The organism is Microvirga yunnanensis, from assembly GCF_025460875.1.
Map to the genome: position 1 here is coordinate 1 of NZ_JAMXFI010000164.1, position 18,410 is coordinate 18,410.

19 protein-coding genes and 1 pseudogene are annotated in these 18,410 nt (G+C 59.6%); 11 read left to right on the top strand and 9 right to left on the bottom strand.

Annotated elements, in window-relative coordinates; all coding sequences use genetic code 11:
- Positions 1-466, bottom strand: a 466-nt coding sequence (locus tag NF876_RS39885) for a PLP-dependent transferase (RefSeq protein ID WP_262273318.1), incomplete at its 3' end; no start/stop codon positions are given.
- Positions 467-1,100: 634 nt separating this feature from the next.
- Between NF876_RS39885 and NF876_RS39890 the strand changes: the two genes are divergently transcribed.
- A complete protein-coding gene (locus tag NF876_RS39890; RefSeq protein ID WP_262266253.1) occupies positions 1,101-2,213 on the top strand; it encodes an adenylate/guanylate cyclase domain-containing protein in 1,113 nt (370 codons plus the stop codon).
- A 342-nt stretch (positions 2,214-2,555) separates the two neighbouring features.
- Here NF876_RS39890 and NF876_RS39895 read toward each other — a convergent pair whose 3' ends face one another.
- Positions 2,556-2,780, bottom strand: coding sequence for a DUF3563 family protein (locus NF876_RS39895; RefSeq protein ID WP_210808124.1), 225 nt, complete (start codon positions 2,778-2,780; stop codon positions 2,556-2,558).
- 146 nt (positions 2,781-2,926) lie between these two features.
- Positions 2,927-3,205, bottom strand: a complete 279-nt coding sequence (locus NF876_RS39900) for a glycosyltransferase family protein (protein ID WP_210808122.1) — start codon at positions 3,203-3,205, stop codon at positions 2,927-2,929.
- A gap of 372 nt (positions 3,206-3,577) precedes the next feature.
- On the opposite strand from NF876_RS39900, the gene NF876_RS39905 reads away from it, so the two are divergent.
- Positions 3,578-3,847 carry a DUF6894 family protein gene (locus NF876_RS39905; protein WP_210808120.1) on the top strand — a complete coding sequence of 90 codons (270 nt, stop codon included), beginning with the start codon at positions 3,578-3,580 and terminating at the stop codon, positions 3,845-3,847.
- Between the two features lie 105 nt (positions 3,848-3,952).
- On the opposite strand, the gene NF876_RS39910 is transcribed toward NF876_RS39905, so the two are convergent.
- The 3 genes and pseudogenes from NF876_RS39910 to NF876_RS39920 all read right to left on the bottom strand — a co-directional run.
- Entirely contained in the window at positions 3,953-4,156 is a 204-nt protein-coding gene (locus NF876_RS39910; RefSeq protein ID WP_210808118.1) for a helix-turn-helix domain-containing protein, read from the bottom strand.
- Entirely contained in the window at positions 4,153-4,332 is a 180-nt protein-coding gene (locus NF876_RS39915; protein ID WP_262273319.1) for a hypothetical protein, read from the bottom strand. The genes NF876_RS39910 and NF876_RS39915 overlap by 4 nt, the downstream gene beginning before the upstream one ends.
- A gap of 280 nt (positions 4,333-4,612) precedes the next feature.
- Positions 4,613-5,071: pseudogene (locus tag NF876_RS39920) on the bottom strand (peptidase); the annotation flags it as partial.
- A gap of 187 nt (positions 5,072-5,258) precedes the next feature.
- On the opposite strand from NF876_RS39920, the gene NF876_RS39925 reads away from it, so the two are divergent.
- Positions 5,259-5,894, top strand: a complete 636-nt coding sequence (locus NF876_RS39925) for a hypothetical protein (protein WP_262266254.1) — start codon at positions 5,259-5,261, stop codon at positions 5,892-5,894.
- Between the two features lie 72 nt (positions 5,895-5,966).
- On the opposite strand, the gene NF876_RS39930 is transcribed toward NF876_RS39925, so the two are convergent.
- The 3 genes from NF876_RS39930 to NF876_RS39940 all read right to left on the bottom strand — a co-directional run bounded on the left by NF876_RS39930 (position 5,967) and on the right by NF876_RS39940 (position 10,044).
- Complete coding sequence (locus NF876_RS39930; protein WP_262273329.1) at positions 5,967-6,590, bottom strand: helix-turn-helix domain-containing protein; 624 nt, start codon at positions 6,588-6,590, stop codon at positions 5,967-5,969.
- A 400-nt stretch (positions 6,591-6,990) separates the two neighbouring features.
- Positions 6,991-9,312, bottom strand: coding sequence for a molybdopterin guanine dinucleotide-containing S/N-oxide reductase (locus NF876_RS39935; protein ID WP_262273320.1), 2,322 nt, complete (start codon positions 9,310-9,312; stop codon positions 6,991-6,993).
- A 42-nt stretch (positions 9,313-9,354) separates the two neighbouring features.
- Positions 9,355-10,044, bottom strand: coding sequence for a GntR family transcriptional regulator (locus tag NF876_RS39940; protein ID WP_262273321.1), 690 nt, complete (start codon positions 10,042-10,044; stop codon positions 9,355-9,357).
- Positions 10,045-10,430: 386 nt separating this feature from the next.
- Between NF876_RS39940 and NF876_RS39945 the strand changes: the two genes are divergently transcribed.
- From NF876_RS39945 to NF876_RS39980, 8 genes are all read left to right on the top strand, one after another.
- Positions 10,431-12,356 carry a TRAP transporter permease gene (locus tag NF876_RS39945; protein WP_262273330.1) on the top strand — a complete coding sequence of 642 codons (1,926 nt, stop codon included), beginning with the start codon at positions 10,431-10,433 and terminating at the stop codon, positions 12,354-12,356.
- Positions 12,357-12,465: 109 nt separating this feature from the next.
- Positions 12,466-12,858 (top strand): carboxymuconolactone decarboxylase family protein, encoded by a 393-nt coding sequence (locus NF876_RS39950; protein WP_262273322.1) that lies wholly within the window; start codon positions 12,466-12,468, stop codon positions 12,856-12,858.
- Between the two features lie 6 nt (positions 12,859-12,864).
- Positions 12,865-13,638 carry an RraA family protein gene (locus NF876_RS39955; protein WP_262273323.1) on the top strand — a complete coding sequence of 258 codons (774 nt, stop codon included), beginning with the start codon at positions 12,865-12,867 and terminating at the stop codon, positions 13,636-13,638.
- Between the two features lie 4 nt (positions 13,639-13,642).
- Complete coding sequence (locus NF876_RS39960) at positions 13,643-14,629, top strand: TAXI family TRAP transporter solute-binding subunit (protein WP_262273324.1); 987 nt, start codon at positions 13,643-13,645, stop codon at positions 14,627-14,629.
- A gap of 183 nt (positions 14,630-14,812) precedes the next feature.
- Positions 14,813-15,601 carry a MetQ/NlpA family ABC transporter substrate-binding protein gene (locus NF876_RS39965; protein WP_262273325.1) on the top strand — a complete coding sequence of 263 codons (789 nt, stop codon included), beginning with the start codon at positions 14,813-14,815 and terminating at the stop codon, positions 15,599-15,601.
- Between the two features lie 162 nt (positions 15,602-15,763).
- Complete coding sequence (locus tag NF876_RS39970; RefSeq protein WP_262273326.1) at positions 15,764-16,204, top strand: carboxymuconolactone decarboxylase family protein; 441 nt, start codon at positions 15,764-15,766, stop codon at positions 16,202-16,204.
- 46 nt (positions 16,205-16,250) lie between these two features.
- Complete coding sequence (locus NF876_RS39975; protein WP_262273327.1) at positions 16,251-16,961, top strand: aspartate/glutamate racemase family protein; 711 nt, start codon at positions 16,251-16,253, stop codon at positions 16,959-16,961.
- A gap of 221 nt (positions 16,962-17,182) precedes the next feature.
- Positions 17,183-18,316, top strand: a complete 1,134-nt coding sequence (locus tag NF876_RS39980) for an NAD(P)/FAD-dependent oxidoreductase (RefSeq protein WP_262273328.1) — start codon at positions 17,183-17,185, stop codon at positions 18,314-18,316.
- Positions 18,317-18,410 lie beyond the last annotated feature (94 nt).

Sequence of the window (18,410 nt, forward strand, 5' to 3'; positions counted from 1 at the left end):
CGCCAGCATGGGTGATCTTAGCGATGGCGGCTATATCGGACAGGCGGAGGATCGGATTGGCTGGCGTCTCAACGTGGACGAGCTTGGTGTTTGACCGCATTGCCGCAGCCACAGCCTCAAGGTTCGATGTGTCGACGGCTGTGACGGCGAGGCCGTGCTTGGGCAGAATGTCATGGGCAAGCTCCGCAACACCTGCGTAACAGACATTGGACAGAACCAGATGATCACCGCTGCTCAGGCGGTCTAGGAACAATGCACTGATCGCCGCCATGCCGCTAGCAAAGCTGAGGGCCGCCTCGCCACCTTCGAGTGCAGCCAAGCGAGTTTCCAGCAGCGCCAGGGTCGGATTGCTCCAGCGCGTGTAGAAATGAGGCGCGGCCTCATTCAGATCGTTGGCTGAGAAACCCACCGCGTCTGGATGGGTGAAGAAGCTGGTCGCCATCACTGGAGGGGACGATGCCGGCAATCCGATCTCCCGAGGCCCCGCTCCGGCATGAAGGGTCAGGGTTGCATCATGGCTCACCGACGTCTGATCATTCATTCGGCTGCTCCTTCGTGGTGTTCCTTCCCCGTCCCGGTAGCACTCGCGCCAGCAGGGTGGCAAACGGCGGCAGAACACAGGAACCTCCGCAGGCGTGGGCACGGGGCTACAGTTCTGGGCCGCAGTATCGGCTTAGGACGGTTATAGTCCAATAAGTGGCAATTCTCTTCCAGCCGCCAAGTTAAGCAGGGGCTCAGGGGTAGGTTTACTGTTATAACTGTAACTAGCCAACTCTCTAATCGACATCTTGAGCGGCTCGCAACGGCGGCGCTGGACGAGCGACGATATCCCGCGTCAATCAGGGTGCCATAGGAGCGATACTGAGAAATCATCCGGAGCAGGGCTGTACAAGGCCATCGGTGAGTGCGGTTCGGACAATCCTGGACAGTGGCTCCTGCTTTGAGGAGTAATACTGGGATACGAGAGATCGTCCTCGTGATGGCAAAATCGCACCGCAGGTAATCTCCGTGATGGTTCTGAAGGGACGACCATGCCCAGCCGGCGGAAGCCAGATGTCCGTGTCTTCGATCTTGCGAGCTGGCTGGCTGGCCCTGCTCGCGTGAGCCTCACGCCGGTTGAGATCGTAGCGCAGACCTGCGAGCGGCTGGTGCAGGCCGGCATCCCGCTCTGGCGGGTGCGGCTCGGACAGCGGCTGGCCAATCCTCTCATCGGAGCATGGGGAATCATCTGGGTGCGCGGGGCTGAAGCCCAGGAGTACATCGTTCCGCGCAGCATGCTGGCGACGAGTTCCTATGCCGGCAGCCCTTTCGAGCACGTGATCAAAACCCGTACCCGCTTTCAGCGCTCCTTGCAGCACTTGGACCCGGCCAAGGATCATCCGGTGTTATTCGAACTGGCCGCAGCTGGAAGTACCGACTATCTTGCTCTTCCCTACATCTACGGGGACGGCTCGGTGCAAGGGGCCGCATTCACCACAGACGCCGTCAGTGGCTTCAGCCCGGAGGATGTCGCTTTTATTCAGGAGCTCAGCCCGTTCTTGGCCGCAGCGTTAGAGCCAGCTGCCATGCGGCGTTCAACCGAGAGCCTGCTGCGAACTTACCTCGGCGATGGTCCGGCCAGACGCATCGCAGCCGGTGCCATCCGCCGCGGCGATCAGGTGGAGATCGAAGCGGCCGTGCTGCTCACGGACCTGCGGGGGTACACGGCGCTTGCGGAGCAACTGGCGCCCGACCAGCTCCTGGAGCGCCTCGATCAGTACCTCGAAGTCATCGTCGAGGCTGTTCGCGCAGCGCGAGGGGACGTTCTGAAGTTCATTGGCGACGGCGTGCTGTCGATCTTTCCTGTCGAAGCTGGTGGACGAGAGGAGGCCTGTGCTCGCGCACGCCGTGCCTTGGAGGCAGCCCTGAGGAAGGCCGCTCAGCTGAGTGATCTGCACTTTGTCGGCTGTCTGCACATTGGCCCTGTCACTTACGGCAATATCGGAAGCGCCGATCGCCTGGACTTCACGGTAGTTGGTCCCACGGTCAACCTCATCAGCCGATTGGAAGCAGTCGCCAAGAGCATGAAACAGGTTGCTGTGTGTTCGCGAGAGATGGCAGCGTACTTTCCTGCTGACACAATTCAGCCTCTCGGCAGTTTCGTCCTACAAGGTATTCCGAACGAGCAGATGATTTTCGCTTTGGCGTCGCCCGACTCGGAAACCAGGGAATGATCATCTCATCTGTCAGTGCATGATGTGAGCTGTAGTCAGTTGGTATCTGATCTGCGTCCTGGCTGCCGATTGCCCACGCATGCCGGCCTATGCTCTTCGGAGTTCATGGTGTCGTGTAATCAGTTTTGCCCCTTGCTCATTTCTGATCACGTACAGGAGCATGCCATCCTCTGTGACAGGAAGAACGCGCACTACTTCACACAGACGTCCAGTTCCTCTGACGCGGACAAGCTGACCAACCACGAAGGCAGATTGCATCGCACTCTCCACGCCAAACCGGATCGCTGGCATAGCTCCCGCAGTAACAAGATGGGCTCGTTGTCGAGTAATTTGGTGAACGCGTCAGAAATGATGAAACAGTCCGCGTCTGTGCCGGTCTGGACGATCGAGTCCCCGGATGCGGAACTCCAGTTCATGCAGGTCTGTGGCTGATGCGAGGTGCGCCGCATCGCGCTCTTCATCTGTGGGCTTAAGCTGATGGCGAATCCAAGTCAGATGACGGCCGATGACCAGGGGCAGCGGCAGCCGACCAAAGGCGGCCAGCTTGCAAAGCGTGTATAAGACCATGTCATGGCTCCTCTGATGTGTCTGGAGCCCTCTGGCGCTTCCCCTGCAGGCTGTTTGTTGTTGTACGCTCTTTTCCGGTGCGTGCGCTCTCGTTCGAACGTCTTGAGCGATAGCAAACCGACATGACGGGTCTGTTACGAGGAGGCTCAGGTGGCGCGGAGACCGCGCCGTTTGACAACCACGATCTTGGGCTGCCGTCCTCGGGGAACCCCCGGTCGACTCGGCCTGGTCTGAGCCTGCACCGTCAGCACGCGCCCTCGGACTTCATCTTCCGGCAGGCCGATCAATTGTGCCGCAATGGCAATCTGGCTCTCGACCCGGTGTGTCAGGCCCTGTGCCGCCGCGATGGCCTCATCAAGACCAGGCGGATCATAGCGTGTCCGACGCTGGCCCCACGCGGCAGGAATGCTTTTCTTGTGACCCATGACCCTCTCCCCGGCATCTGACAAGGCAACGAGGGAAGAGGCCATTTGTGCGGCGCACAATTGTCGCAGCCGACGTTCAATGCAATGGCGCGTGAAGTCATGGGCCAAGGGAAAGGCGTGGCAGTCTTCGCATACACATTGTTTACCATGGCTACGGCAAGATGCGTGTACCGGCGCGTGGCGTATCAGCCCTAACAGAGGCTCTGGTGCCGTTGGTCAATGGCGCCGGGGTGGTTGGAGGGCTTCCTCTCCGCTGACGCCCTGGCTGAGGGATTTTGAGGCAGCACCCTCGGCCAGGGCGCTTGGCCGCGCAACCGGCACAGCCGTTGAAGATCAAAACCAAACCGGGGCCAGCGAACAGGAAAGAGTGCCATGGCCCGCTACTATTTTGATGTCCAGAGTGGAAAGCCGCCCGTGCACGATGACGAGGGAGCCGAGTTCGACAGCCTCGAGGCGGCCGTGCAGGCGGCGGCCCGCTCAGCGGCTGAGATCGGCACCAATCGTCTGGCGAAGGGCGATACCAGTGATGTCGTCATCGAGGTGCGAGACGAGCAGAGCCAGCGGGTCTGTACGGTGACCGCGTCAATGCGAATTGACCGGCACGGCCCATCCCATCAGGGGCCGCATTCCTGGAGCGCGTAAGTCACGCGAGGCCCGCGGCAAAGAGAAGCATCCTGCGGTTGACCAATGCCGACTCTGCCTCGCTTGGAAGCCATCCGGGCGAAATGAGATCGACGAGACGGTCGATCAGGAGCGCTGCTGGTCAGCTCTCTCACGCACTTTTCGTAGAACCGACCCGACGTATTCCTGAACGAGAGGTGCCGCCAGGCCAAGTTCCCGTGCGATCGTGTCGACCCCGGCCCCGTCGCCGAGCCGCCGCAACACATTGGCTTCCATGGTGGAAAACCAGCAGACTTCCGGATCGGGCACTTTGATGAGGGTTGCTGTCATGCTTGGCTGTCCAGGAGCGCCGACAGTTCCCTGACGTAGTTCTCCCGCCGCTGCAGGTGCCTGGCCTTGAGCATCGTTAGGGTTCGATACTTCACATTGCTGTTGGGCAGAGTTCGGCGCAGGTTCTCGCGCTCCCGCTCGTACTCATCATCGATCTCCCGCAGAATGGAACGCAACGATCGCACCAGCGGATGATCCTCAACAGATGCAGCCGAACCTGCGCTGCTCCGGCTGATGATCAAATGGCTCTCGGGCTGGTCGCTCACCTCCGGCCTCCATGACTACTATCCTGCCGACTGCATGGTGGCAGGAATATAGATGCTTTGTCTGTCGGCAAGACGACACATCAGGGCGGATCAGGCCGGCTTGATCGATGTTTCGGCACAAAGCCAAGCGGATGAGCACGATCTGCTTCTGAAAGCAGCGCTGAAGCAGACTGTCACCAGCAACCAGCACTCATGGCGGCTCCTGTCCATAGGGTGGACGCGGAATGCTCTTGTGAGCAGCGCGTAAGGCAGCCGACCAGCGCTCGATCAAGTCATGGAAGTAAGGCTCGCCCGGCTCGATCCGGTGGAGCACTTCGAAGGCGAACGCATCGCGCCGGGCGATTGCCAGATTAATGGGTAGGGCGACTCCGATGTTCGAGCGCATGGTCGAGTCCATCGAGATCAGGCTGATCTTCAAGGCCTCATACAGGTCCGTGTTGTAGCGGACGGCCCGATCCAGAATGGGCTTGCCGTACTTGCGCTCGCCGATCTGGAGGAAGGGGGCGTCCGGCCCGCAGCGGATGAAATTGCCGGCTGAGTAGACGAGGTAGAGTTCCATTGGCCCGCCGGTCTCCTTACGGCGGAGCCCTTCGGCCGGCAACCCCGAAACAGACTGGGACAAACTTGCCAAGCTGAAGGAACTCCTCTGTTCTGGGGCCAATACGCTGAACGTTCTCCGCCTATGGGAGGAAAGCGCAGCATCCGGGGTGCGCACCCGTCTCCAGCCGGCACTGCGCCGGTAGCCTCCCACGGCGGCATGACTTAATTCCGGCACCTGCTTTTGGCAGGATCAGCACAAACTTGGGTTTGGCAAGCTGGTTGAGTGGTCCGCGGGGGTGTCCACTAAAGCTGAGGTGCATCCAATAAAACGACGGTTTGTTCGATCTGTTGGCCCGACCTCCATTAAATTGGAGGAAAGAAGCGGCCCTGTCAGCGAGATGCGTTGCTGTGGAACCCTGCCAGGCTCATCCTTTTCTTCGACGCAGCGGAAACGCTGGCGAACTTCGGACCAGCAGACGAGAGACAGACAGATGACCAGCTCAGCCGCAATGCCCATGATGGGCAACATGATGCCGGGGATGATGCCGATGATGGGCGGCATGATGCCCAACATGACGCCTCAGATGCAAATGCCCATGATGGGTGGAATGATGCCAGGCATGATGCCCCAGATGCCGATGGGCGGGATGATGCCGATGATGGGTGGCATGATGTCCCCGATGCAGATGGGTGGGATGATGCCGGGCATGATGTGCCGCATGTCCTGCGACATGGCCGCCGACGGCTCCATGACCTGCACCATGATGCCGATGGAAGGCATGTCCGCAGACATGTTCAAGATGTGCTGCGAGAACATGATGAGGATGATGGAAATGGGCATGCCCTGCATGATGATGTGCGGCGGCATGATGCTCGTTGGCATGGGCTCGGCCATGGGCGCGCAGACCAAGCCGATGAAGAAGAGCGCCTGAACAGGCCCTCTCTGAAAGGCGCTGCCGCCCGCAAGGTGCGGCGGCGCCTACTCGGGGCGTAGGATCGAACGATCAAACCGTCTCGACGTAGGACATCACCAGGTACATGATCGCCATCACGTGGCCGGGGTTCCGGTAGATGTGCGGAACGTCGGCCTGGAAAATGATCGAATCGTCCGCGTGAAGACTGTAAACGGAGCCGTTGACCTCGATCTCTACATCGCCGACCACGACGGTCAGGTTCTCGATGGTGCCCGCCGCATGCGCAACGGCGTCCTCCTGTGACTGCGCGGCGAGGGTGAGCTTATAGAACTCGACCCGCCGCTCCGCTTCGAACGGAAACAACGCCCTTGAGGTGAAGCTCCCATCCGCTGACGTCAGGATTTTCGCACTCTTCGAACGCATGACAACCGTGCCGCTGCCAGTACTCGGGCTTGTCAGCGCCGAAAACGGGACGTTGAGCGCCCGCGCCACCTTCCACAACAGCGAAATCGTCGGAACGCTCCGCCCCAGCTCAATCTGGCTCAACATGGCGCGGCTGACGCCAGCGAGACTTGCAAGGCGCTCCAGGGAGTGACCACGGGAGCGGCGCAGCCGCTTGAGGTTGCTGCTGACGATCTCGGCAAGTTCGTGAGCCTCAGTCTCAAGATCGCCTTCAGCTTCATGTGGGATACCGGCGAGATGATCCTTAGGCATATCTCTCACGGCGCCCCTCGTCTTACCGATGCATGGGCCAAGCATTCCCGACCCAGACGGGCACGAAGAACCATACCGCAACCCAGGTCCTAGGCACAACGGCGGGCATCGGCGCTAGGAGCTGCGTCACCCCGTTGCGTTGGCGCCTCACTTCGTTGAGATCAATGATTTCTGCCGTCGCGGCCATAATCCTTGCCCAGAGTTCATCAAACAGAACATAGGGTACTTTATAAAGAACAAACTGTCAATATAACGGAATCTTGGCAGTTGCCGCAGCCGTATCCCGCTGTAATTTCTTCGGTTTCGAAGCTAAAGAGATCCCCGGCCGCTGTTCTGAGGAACGAACATTTTGGCTAGAGCCGGCACTTGGGGCAAGGTCAATCTCGGTCCGTCACATGAACTACGACCCTCGCAGGATCGGTGGCGGCTGATAGCTTGTGACGGGCGGCAGAGAGCCATCGTAAATCTGGACCTCAACAAGGCAGGAATGCGCACTCGGTCCTTGGGCGAGCGCGGATGTGCCACGGTCGGGCGTCAGAACATTGGGATTGCCATGTATGTCCAATGAACCGGACACGCCCGGCTCCAGGGGATCAAACCACGCCCCTGTCGACAGCTGGACCACACCGGGGCGCACCTCGTCCGAAACACACACGCCTGCCAGGCAAGCGCCACGATCATTGAAGACACGTACGATGTCGCCCTCTGAAAGCCCGCGACGTCCCGCATCCTGTGGGTTCATGCGGATCGGCTCGCGCCCATTGATCTTGGCATCGCGGGCATGACTGCCATGGTCGTACTGGCTGTGCAGCTTAGTGACCGGCTGGTTCGAGATCAGATGAAGCGGGAAGCGGTCTGCTGCAGGCGCCCCGAGCCATTCCTGTGACGGCAACCACGCAGCGTGGCCTGGGCAATCCACATAGCCGAAGCTTGCGATCCGCTCCGAGAACAGCTCGATCAAGCCCGACGGGGTCGCAAGCGGGAACTGTGCCGGATCGGCGCGGAAGGCGGCGAGGAGCGGCTTGACCGCGACTGGTTCCGGCAACAGGGTCACACCTTCGCGCCAGAAGGTATCGAAATCGGGAACCTCCATATCAGCGGCGGCAATGCGCTGGCGCGCCACTCCATAGAGATGCCGGAGCCAACTCTCCTCGTTGCGACCCTCCGTAAAGGCCTCTTCAGCCCCAAGCCGTGAGGCAAGTGCGGAAAAGATCGCGAAGTCGTCGCGAGCCTCCCCGGCCGGTTCCGTCAGTCGATGCGAGGCCGCAAGCATCCGGTCTCGATTGGCGCAGACGATATCATTCCGTTCCAGCTGCGTGGTGACCGGAAGAACAATGTCGGCATGACGTGCGGTCGCCGTCCACCACGGCTCGTGGACGATAATCGTCTCGGGACGCTGCCAGGCCAGAACGAGCCGGTTCAGGTCCTGATGATGGTGAAACGGGTTGCCGCCGGCCCAATAGACCAGCCTGATATCGGGATAGGCGCGCCGTGCGCCGTTGAAGTCAAAGCTCTCGCCTGGACTCAGCAGCATGTCGGCAATCCGGGCTACGGGGATGAAGTCATCCACCGCGTTCGTGCCCTGCGGGAGCGAGGGCCATAGAATCTCATGGTCGGCGTTCCCAACTCCGTTGACCGAACCATACCCGAAACCAAACCCGCCCCCAGGAAGCCCGATCTGGCCCAGCATGGCAGCCAGGGTGATGGCCATCCAATAGGGTTGCTCGCCATGATCCGCCCGCTGCAGCGACCATGACATCATGATGAAGGTGCGTCCGGCTGCCATCCGGCGGGCAAGGACGCGGATCTCCTCCGCCGGAATTTCGCAGAGGCTAGCCGCCCACTCGGCCGTTTTGGCAACACCGTCCCCGTCACCCGTCAGATAGGCCTCGACCTTGGCAAATCCGGTTGTATGGCGCGCCAGGAAGGCTCGATCGTGGAGGTTCTCACTCAGCAAGGTGTGACCAAGCCCGAGCATCAGGGCGACGTCCGAGTTCGGGCGCGGTGCCCACCACTCAGCTCCCAACTCGACATGAGTGTCATTGCGGATCGGACTGATCGAGATCAGCCTCGCCCCGGCATCGCGGCAGGCACGAAGCCCCTCACGCAGGGTATGGCGGCTGAGCCCGCCGGAGCTGACCTGTGCGTTCTTGTGAGAGGCGCCGCCGAACATCACGATCAGGTCGGAATGGCCTGCGAGCAGACACCACGGCGTGTGTCCGGCTGCCAACCCGCGCCGGTCTCCGATCACATGAGGCAGGATCGTATCGGCCGCGGCAAAACTGTAATTCTGCACCGAGCGCGTGTAGCCGCCGATCGTGTTCAGGAACCGGTGGATCTGGCTTTGCGCATGATGGAACCGACCAGCGCTCGCCCAGCCATAGGAGCCGCCATAAATCGCCTGGTTGCCATGCTCCCGGCGGACACGGTCGAGTTCCCGCGCGACGAGCCCGAGCGCATCGTCCCAGCTCACCTCCACGAAGGGCTCCGTGCCCCGTCCCGCGCCGCCGGTTGCGGCACCGTTCTTCAGGAACGAGCGTCGCACCGCTGGCCGCAAAACACGCGCGGGGCTGGTCCTGGCAGCGATCATCGCGTTGGCAATCGGCGAGGGGTCTGGATCACCCTCATAGGGGGCAAGCGACACCGGTGCGCCGTCTTCAAGCTGCACCCGGTAGGTACCCCAGTGCGTCGCCAGCGTCGGTTTGTCTGGTGATGGTAGCATCGTCTGTCCTCGTTGGAGACTGCCGCCTGCCCTGCCTGTCTGTCAGGCAAGCGATCGGGCCGGTGTCTCCTGATCGTGGGATATGCCCGCAGCCTCCAGTGCTGCGATCGCTCGCCTGGCACCGGAGAGATGCTCGACGAGGAGGCGTGAGAGCAACGATCCATCGCGTCGATCGAGGGCGGCTAGAATGGCTTCATGCTGGCTGCTGACGAAGGTCCAGTCCTGCTGCTGCATGATGGCAAGATAGCGGACGCGGTAGAGCCGCAGATTGAGCTGCGCATGTACCTCGATGAGCGAAGCGTTACGCGAGGCTTTGATGATGCTGAGATGGAAGGCCTGATTGGCCCGGAAGTAGCGGAGACGGTCGTTCCGCTCGTAAGCGGCCAGCATTTCGTTCTGCCAGCCGTGGATTGCCGTGATATCGGCTGGTTGTGCCCGCTCGCAGGCCATCTGAGCGCCCAACGCCTCCAGCGAGGAATAAACCCGCAGCAGATCGCGCATCTCCTCGATACTCAGATCGGTGACGACAGCACCGCGGTTAGGAGCAAGGTCGACCAACCGCTCGACCGCGAGGATCTTCAGGGCGTCACGAAGCGGGGTCCGGGAGACGTTGAGTTCTTCTGCAAGCGGCACCTCGCGGATGCGCTCACCCGGTTTCAGAATGTCATGAATGATCAAGTCACGCAGGTGTGCAGCAATTTGCTGCGGCAGCGGCTGGGCCGCAACCGGCACCGACCCTACGTCGAATGATCCAGCACGGGCTATCGGCGATGGGTCCTCATTCCCGATCATTTGCAGCCCCCCTTCTCGTGCTTGGCACCGTTGTGCGTGATCGTGCGCGAGCATTTGGCCCAAGGCTGTCCTTTATGCAGCAGAAAATCACCAGAAACAGGCTTGATTGCATCATTGTGTTCGGCTTATCGTACGAAACGTTCGCCATTTAGAATTTCATTCTCCAAAGCGCCCGTTCTTTGGAATTGACCAGACGAGTATAAGCTGTTTTGATCATTGTATGCAATCGACAATCGCTGCAGGGAATGTTCGAAGGTCAAGTCAACGTACCGGTTTTGGAGACCCAGTTCTGACCTCCGATCCGTTCGCACCGTGAGGGACCGATGATGCGGCAAATCGAGGGAGTGCCTGGAGCGATCCTTGGCCTATGGTCCGTAGGGGCGGTGCTGCTACACCTCTACTTCGCCGGGTACGGCTATCCGGAGCCCTTGGAGTTAGCCGCACTGCACTTGGCGCTCTTCGTGCCGCCGGTCTTCTTTATCTTTCCGGCAAGCCCTGCCTCTCCCAAGGATAGGCCCACTGTTCTCGATGGCCTGCTCGCCGTCGGCGCTTTCGTCCCAAACGTCTATATCTATTTCAACCAGGCTGAGATTTATGAGCGTACGAGCTTTATCGATCCGCTGACGCCCATTCAGTATGTTCTCGGCACAGCGATGGTGCTCGCCATTGTCGAAGCGACGCGGCGTTCGATCTCCTACACGCTAGCCGGGCTCGTGCTGCTTGTGATCGGCTACATGGCAGTCTGCCACCTTCTGCCAGGCGCTTGGTATTCCCGACCATTGAGTTTTGCTCATATTACAGAGATCAATTTCCTGTCGGTCGGCAGCGGTCTTTACGGCTCCTTGACGGTCATGAGCGCGACCATCGTTGCGTCGTTCCTGATCTTCGGGTCTTTGATGCAGGCCAGTGGCATGAGCCGCCTCTTCGGTAACTTTGGAGCCCTGACAGGCGGACGCTTCACGGGTGGCCCAGCGAAAGTGGCCGTGATCTCTTCCGCCCTCTTCGGGACGATGAGCGGTTCTTCGGTCGCCAATGTCGTCGTGACCGGATCCATGTCGATCCCGCTCATGAAACGCCTTGGTTTCCGGCCGGTCTTTGCCGCGGGCATTGAGGCGGCTTCCAGCGTCGGCGGGCCGCTGATGCCGCCCGTGATGGGTGCCGCAGCCTTCATCATGTCCGAGATGATTGCGGTCCCCTACTCGGCAATCATCATTGCGGCTGCCATGGGGGCGGTTCTGTATTACGTGAACATCCTCACAGCGGTCCACTACGAGTCAAAGAAACTTGGTATCGGCGCCATTCCGAGGCGCGATCTGCCGAGCCTGCGAGATCTCGGGCGCGATGCCCATCTGGTTCTGCCATTGGCGCTCCTCGTGACCTTGATGATGATGCGCTTCTCGCCGTATCTGGCGGCCTTCTGGGCAACGATTGCAACCGTCGCCGTCGCTGCGCTGAGGCGGCACACCCGCATGGGACCGCGCGTCGTGTTCGTGGCACTGCGGGATGGCGGGTACCTTATCTCGATGATTGCGGTCGCGGTCACATCGGCAGGCATCATCACCGCAGCACTGACCAATACCGGTCTCCTGCTCGCCTTCACCGGGATGATCAAGGCAGCGGCCGGTGGATCATTGTTGCTGCTGGCATTGTTGATCGCCGGTACCTGCCTCTTCCTTGGCGTCGGTATTCCAACAACGCCATCCTATATCATCACAGCTGCGATTGGCGCGCCGCTGATCGCCGAGCATGGGGTGCCGCTGATCGCGATTCACCTTTTCATCTTCTACTTCGCCGTTCTGGCGGACGCCTCGCCGCCTGTGGCTCCGGTTGCGGACGCCGCGGCGACGATCGCAGGATCGCCCCCGATGAAGACGGGCTTCTATGCGTGCCGCTTCGCGCTCGGAGGCTTCGTGACGGGTCTTGCATACATTTACGAGCCCGGTCTTATCTTGAGCGGCTCACTCTTTGACATTGGAGCCACGGCCGCCGCTCTTGCAACCGGGCTCGTTCTAATCTCCGCAGGTCTCGTCGGCTACGCCTGGGGACCTCTTCCGGCGTGGTTGCGCCTCGGTTTCATAACAGCTGGGTGCTTTTGCGCACTCTGGTATGTCGTTCCCGTCTGGCAACGCGGCGCCGTCGGCGTAGCGCTGGTCGGTGCCATGATCTTGATAAGCCGCTCGGTGGCAGCGCGCGAGAGCAATCCCCCGCTTCAGCCGGCGCTGGCCAGCCATCCGGAAGGAGAGGTGCGGTGAATGTCGCTCGATGCACGCACACAGGCGCACTCCTCCTAAGAGGAGAAGTGCCAACGAACTCGGTGGAGTTCTGCAAGCAGTGCTGTGAGGACAGCGATGGGAGAGAGCGATGAGCAGGCCGCAGCCGATTTCCTATGAGCACATGTCATCCGAAGCCCAAGCTGTGATCGACGATATCAAGCGGACACGCGACGTGGCCGACGTGAATGACTTCTGGAAGTATCTCGCCCGTGATCCCAAGACCCTGAAGCGGACCTGGGAAAGCATCAAGGAGGTGATGGCGCCGGGCGCTCTCGATCCGTTGGTCAAAGAAATGGTCTATTTAGCCGTCAGCGTCACGAACAACTGCACTTATTGCATCGCCAGCCACAGTGCTGCAGCCCGAAAGGCTGGTATGAGTGACGCGATGTTCGCCGAACTTGTCGCAGTCATCGGCATGGCAAACGAGACCAACCGGCTCGTCACAGCCTACCGCGTTCCTGTCGATCCTGCGTTCGAGTGAGCCACCATGTCCGAACCCAGCGATCACTCTACCCTGCCGTCGCCTGCGCTCTTGGCCCGCCTTGCAGCCGTCGGTACCCCGACGCTGTCGAGCCAGTTGATCAAGAATGGGATGCGCCGGAGCTTTCTCGCTGGCCCACGCCGGTTGGTTGGGGACCAGGCAATCTGCGGTCCAGCTTTCACCTTGCGTTTTGTACCGGAGCGTGACGACAAAGCCGTGCCCGCGAGCTATGGCTGGCGCGACGCTCTTCCCGCTGCCATCGATGCCGCACCCGCAGGCAGCATCATTGTCATTGATGCGCGTGGGCATCAGGGCGCAGGCACGGTGGGCGATATCTTTGCCGATCGCCTTCGTATCCAAGGTGTTCAGGGCATTATCAGCGACGGTGTGGTGCGGGATCTCCCCGGCCTGCGGCAGGTTGGACTTCCTGTTTGGGCGAGCGGCACCGCCTCGCCGCCCTCCATTGGAGGTTTGAGTTTTGCCGGTTGGGATGAGCCGATTGGGTGTGGCGACGCAGCGATTTGGCCAGGAGACCTGATCGTTGCCGACGAGGATGGAGTTCTTGTCGTACCACCCCACCTTGCTGAGGACATCGCCACTGGAGGGGAGAAGCAGAACCGGTTTGAGGCCTGGGTTCAAAGGCGTGTTGCTGCCGGAGCCCAGCTGGTTGGACTGTACCCCGCCGATGCGGCGACCCTCGCCGAGTTCGAAGCTGAAGAGGCCTCGCGTCTCCGCCTTCAACCTGATGCCCGTCCCTCTAACCCGCACGAAGGGAGCTAATCCTATGCCGCACCGTCTATTCTCAAGACTGTCACAGCTTGCGCTGCTTGGCGCGATCCTCGCCGCACCGCTTCCGGCCGCAGCTCAAACGAAAAACCTGGAATGGGCCTCCGGCTCGCCTGGCGGTGCTTGGTTCACCCAGACGACGGGGGTCTCGACTCTCGTGATGGAAGCCATACCCGATACCAGCATCCGCGTTGTTCCGGGTGGCGGTAAAGACAATCCGACCCGCATCCAGGCTGGTCTCAGCCAGATTGGTATGGGAATCGATTTCCTGAGTGCTGCAGCCTTCAAGGGTGAGGAACCCTATAAGCAGAAGCACGACAAGCTGCGGACCCTCGGCTCAACCGGCGTCGACGTCTACTACATGGTCTATGTACCGGTCGAAGAGAAGCGTTCGCTTGCGGAGATTTTGAGCGACCCGAAACTCACGATCGGCGTCACGGCGCCGGCGACCTCCGAGCACCTGACGCTTCAGCGCGCCCTCGAATTTTACGGGAACTCCTTTGCCAAGATCCGTGAAGGTGGTGGCAAAGTAGTGATTTCGTCCTATGGCGAACTCATCCAAGGCTTCAATGACAATCAGTTCAACGTGCTCTGGACTGCCGGTGAAATTCCGTCCGGGCTTGCTAGCCAGATCGTGGATGGACGCCGCAAGGTGAAGTTTGCTTCATTTCCGGAAGAGTTGCAGAAGAATCTCTCCGAGAAGTACGGCTACAGTCGCGGCGTGATCAAAGCAGGCACCTTCCCGGAGCTCCAGAGCGCCGACGTCTCAGTCAGCTCAATGGGCAATATCTACCTGGTGTCCTCCGATCTGCCCGAGGATTTCGTGTACGGGATGACCAAAGCCATCATGTCCAACCGCTCGCGACTGGCGAATATCTACCAAGCAATAGGTCGCTACGATCCGGCCTTGGCTGCGAAGGTTCAGCCCGTCCCACTGCACCCTGGTGCCGAAAAAGCGTTCCGGGAAGCCGGCTTCGTTAAGTAAGGTGAAGGGATACCGGCCGCGAGCGCGCCCGGTATCTCGCGCCCAAGTGTCATAACCAGATTCTAGGCAAGGTTCAGGGGCAGCCAGCCGTGTCGGCTTGATCGCGAATATCGCGTTTCCGAGTTTAAACGATCTGACTCATTGATCCTGACGCTTACGTTCAACCACTAAGAGAATGGCTCGATGAAATTCAGTAACCTTCGCACCGTCACCGCAGCATTGATGATTGGGTTGAGCAGTTTATGCTATGCGTCCGACACGGCCCTTCGCGTTGGAGCGTCTCCAGGTCCTTTTGCTGACTTCTTGAAGGAAGCTGCCAAGAAGGCCAATGGTGAAGGCTTCAAAGTCGAAGTGACCGAATTCACTGAACCGACTCAGATCAACGAGGCCACCCAGGCGGGCGATATCGACGTCAGCAATTTCCAGCATGTGCCCTACATGCAGAGGCAGAACGAGTCACGAGGCTACAAGATCTCTGCGATCAAACCTGCTTACGTCGCGCCCGGCGGCATCTACTCGGCGAAGTACAAGTCGCTTGCCGAAATCCCGAATGGCGCAAAGATCGGCATTCCGAACGATCCGGCAAACGAGTCTCGCGCCTTGGCTCTCCTTCAGAAGGCAGGCTTGATCAAGCTCAAGGATCCTGCCTCGATCAGCGCCAGCGTTCGTGACGTTGCCGAGAATCCAAAGAACCTTGATATCATCCTGCTTGACGAGATCATGCTGCCCCGGTCGTTAAGCGATCTCGGAGCCGCGTTTGTAACCCTCAACAAGGGCGTCTTGGCGGGGCTCGATCCGAAGAACGCCATTATGCTCGAAGACAAGACGTCTCCGTGGGCGATCGTCTGGAGCGCACGCAATGACAAAGTCGATGATCCTCAAATCAAGCGGTTCATCGCTGTTTTCGAATCTGAGCCGATCAAAAACTACATTGTTCAGCGCTTCAATGGCACCGTCATTCCCGCATGGTAGCAAGACACCTCATCAGTTCCAGAACTGATCAAACACATCGAGACACTTGATACACATGAGGTTACAATGAGCAGGGTTAGTGCTGTCGAGCGTGGTCGCGGGAGTTCTGAGCAGGATGCGGCATATGACGACGAGGTCGCCCGCGTCGGCCAAGTCACGAATATGAAAAAGGCGATCCTGCACTCCCTTCCGGCTTATCGGACGTACAAAGGCTTCTACGAACTGCAGAAAGCTGCGAAAGATCTTGTTGGGGTTCGGGCCTTCAATGTCTTCGCGTATGCCATTTCGACCGGTTCCGACTGCGTCCTGTGCGCCACCTTTTTCCGCCGACTGTTGAAAGAGGCGGGGATTGAGCCCCGGGACTTCAACCCGACCGAGATCGAGGCCATCCTTCTCAAGGTTGGACAAGCGATCGGAGAACGGCGTGGGAAGCTCTCCGACGACATCTGGCAGGAACTCAGACGGCACTTTGATGAAACTGGGGTCGTCACGCTGATTGGCTTTGCCGGAACGATGGTCGCCACGAACGTCTTCAACTCGGTCCTTGAGGTCGACTTGGATGACTACCTTGAACCGTTCGTGGTGGAGCTGGAGCCCGCTTAACGTGTTCCAGCCCCTGGGTGGCATCATGTTTATAATTGGATAGCACATGCGTAAAAAGACATATTATGGCGTCACCATCGGTATCCTGATGGTCAACACGAGTTTCCAACGCTACCTTGGCGACATCGGCAATGCCGAGACATGGGACTTTCCGGTCCAGTACAAGATTGTTCAGGACGCTGTCCCTACAGGCATGACGGACCTTCACAATGTGAGCTTGCTTGAGCCGTTCAAGAGAGCCGCGCAGGAGCTGATCGACGCCGGAGTCGACGGGATCACCACGACATGTGGGTTTCTATCGATCTACCAGCGCGAACTGGCAGACTTTTGCTCTGTTCCGGTAGCGACCAGCAGCCTCCTCCAAGTCCCGATGGTTCAGCAATTGATCCCGACGGGCAAGCGCGTGGGCGTGATGACATACAACGGCGAAGTTCTGAATGGGCGATACTTCGATGCGGTTGGCATTCCGCACGACACGCCGGTCGCGGGTATGCCCCAGAACTCGGATTTTGTCCGGTGGATCAAGCATGGTGACACCAGCGTGCCCTATGAGAAACTCAGGTCTGAAGTTCTGGAGGTCGCCAAACGCTTCGTGTCAGATCATCCCGAGATCGGAGCACTCGTGTTAGAATGCACGAATCTGGCTCCCTTCTCGGCCGATATCAGCGAAGCCGTTGGGCTTCCCGTCTACGATACCGTCTCGCTGGTAAACTGGTTCCATGCGGGCCTCAGACCGCGTCGGTACGCGAGATTCTAAGGGGTATCTTCTGGATACGCCAGGAAGGAGGATCACGCGATGCATCAATGGGTACATGCTCATCTGCGCTGGATCCTCCAGATGGTTCTGCGGGCACAGTGGGAAACGAGGCTGAACAGTACCGATCTTCAAACGCGCCGGTACTTTCGGTAAGCCCTGAAGCCGGTGAGTCATAACCGTCACTGCCACGTTGGCATCAACTGATTAGGAAGGAAGGTCCTGTGTCCCGACAGTCATTCATCGTCATCGGTGCAGGAGTGGTTGGGGCCTCGATCGCGTTCCGGCTTGCACAAGGTGGAGCAAAAGTCACCGTGATCGAGGCTGGGGATATTGGCGGGGGGACATCCTCAACCAGTTTCGCTTGGGTCAATGCTCACGATAAGAGCCCACGCGCGTATCATGACCTCAACGTCGCCGGGATGGGCGCCCATAGGCGCTTGGCCGAAGAACTCGACGGAGATTGGTACCATGAATCCGGCTGTCTGGAGTGGCGTGAAGGGCGCGACCAGGAGGCGCATATCACCAATGTCGAGCGTCTTCAGGGCTGGGGCTACAAGGCACGCTGGATCTCAGCCGACCAGGCACTCAGCCTTGCTCCATCTATCGACACCGGCACAATAGGCGAGGCTCCTGTGGCGTTTTTCCCTGAAGAGGGATGGGTCAACACAGATTCGTATGTGCGTGGCTTGCTGGCGGCAGCCTCGGCGCTTGGTACGACGGTGGTAACCAACACAAGAGTGTCTGGTGTCGAGTGGGCCGGCCAGAAGGTTGTGGGCGTCAGGACAGAGACAGGCACCTCCTATCGGGCTGACACCGTTGTCAATTGTATGGGCCGGTGGGCTGATGATCCTGTGCTTCCGGAAGAACTTCGTGTTCCGATGAATCCCAGCTATGGCCTGCTCGTGTACGTCCATGCCCCGGGTAGCTATCTGGATCACGTGCTGTTTACACCTCGCTGTCATATCAGACCAGACGCATCAGGTAGGCTCCTAATCTGCAAGAATGATGCAATCCACGCGCTTGGCCCCACCTCCATCGTCGATCCAGCAATGCCAGAGGCCAATGCTCTCATTCAAGAGGCGAGCCGCGTTATTCCGGCGCTGACTTCCATGAAGGCCAGTGACGTCAAACTTGGGATACGGGCTATTCCGGCGGATGGGCTGCCGGCGGTCGGACCTATCTCGGAGATCGACGGATACTACATTTCAGTCATGCACAGTGGAGTCACTCTCGCGCCGTTGATAGGTTCCATGGTTGCAGCAGAGTTGCTCGAAGAGCGCCCGGATGCGGCACTCGCGCCGTTCCGGCCCAATCGTCTGGTTCCCCGGCAGAACCGGTCGATGCATGCACAATGATCTTCGAGTAGCAGAATGTGAAACGAAGCCTCGATCGTTGATCTCAGGTCATACGACGTCGCTTGCATCAGCTTGCAATGAGCACAACTGACTC

Coding starts and splice junctions, on each gene's coding strand:
- NF876_RS39895 (WP_210808124.1), bottom strand. CDS start 2,780: ATGGTCTTATACACGCTTTGCAAGCTGGCCGCCTTTGGTCGGCTGCCG.
- NF876_RS39900 (WP_210808122.1), bottom strand. CDS start 3,205: ATGGGTCACAAGAAAAGCATTCCTGCCGCGTGGGGCCAGCGTCGGACA.
- NF876_RS39905 (WP_210808120.1), top strand. CDS start 3,578: ATGGCCCGCTACTATTTTGATGTCCAGAGTGGAAAGCCGCCCGTGCAC.
- NF876_RS39910 (WP_210808118.1), bottom strand. CDS start 4,156: ATGACAGCAACCCTCATCAAAGTGCCCGATCCGGAAGTCTGCTGGTTT.
- NF876_RS39930 (WP_262273329.1), bottom strand. CDS start 6,590: ATGCCTAAGGATCATCTCGCCGGTATCCCACATGAAGCTGAAGGCGAT.
- NF876_RS39935 (WP_262273320.1), bottom strand. CDS start 9,312: ATGCTACCATCACCAGACAAACCGACGCTGGCGACGCACTGGGGTACC.
- NF876_RS39945 (WP_262273330.1), top strand. CDS start 10,431: ATGCGGCAAATCGAGGGAGTGCCTGGAGCGATCCTTGGCCTATGGTCC.
- NF876_RS39950 (WP_262273322.1), top strand. CDS start 12,466: ATGAGCAGGCCGCAGCCGATTTCCTATGAGCACATGTCATCCGAAGCC.
- NF876_RS39955 (WP_262273323.1), top strand. CDS start 12,865: ATGTCCGAACCCAGCGATCACTCTACCCTGCCGTCGCCTGCGCTCTTG.
- NF876_RS39960 (WP_262273324.1), top strand. CDS start 13,643: ATGCCGCACCGTCTATTCTCAAGACTGTCACAGCTTGCGCTGCTTGGC.
- NF876_RS39965 (WP_262273325.1), top strand. CDS start 14,813: ATGAAATTCAGTAACCTTCGCACCGTCACCGCAGCATTGATGATTGGG.
- NF876_RS39970 (WP_262273326.1), top strand. CDS start 15,764: ATGAAAAAGGCGATCCTGCACTCCCTTCCGGCTTATCGGACGTACAAA.
- NF876_RS39975 (WP_262273327.1), top strand. CDS start 16,251: ATGCGTAAAAAGACATATTATGGCGTCACCATCGGTATCCTGATGGTC.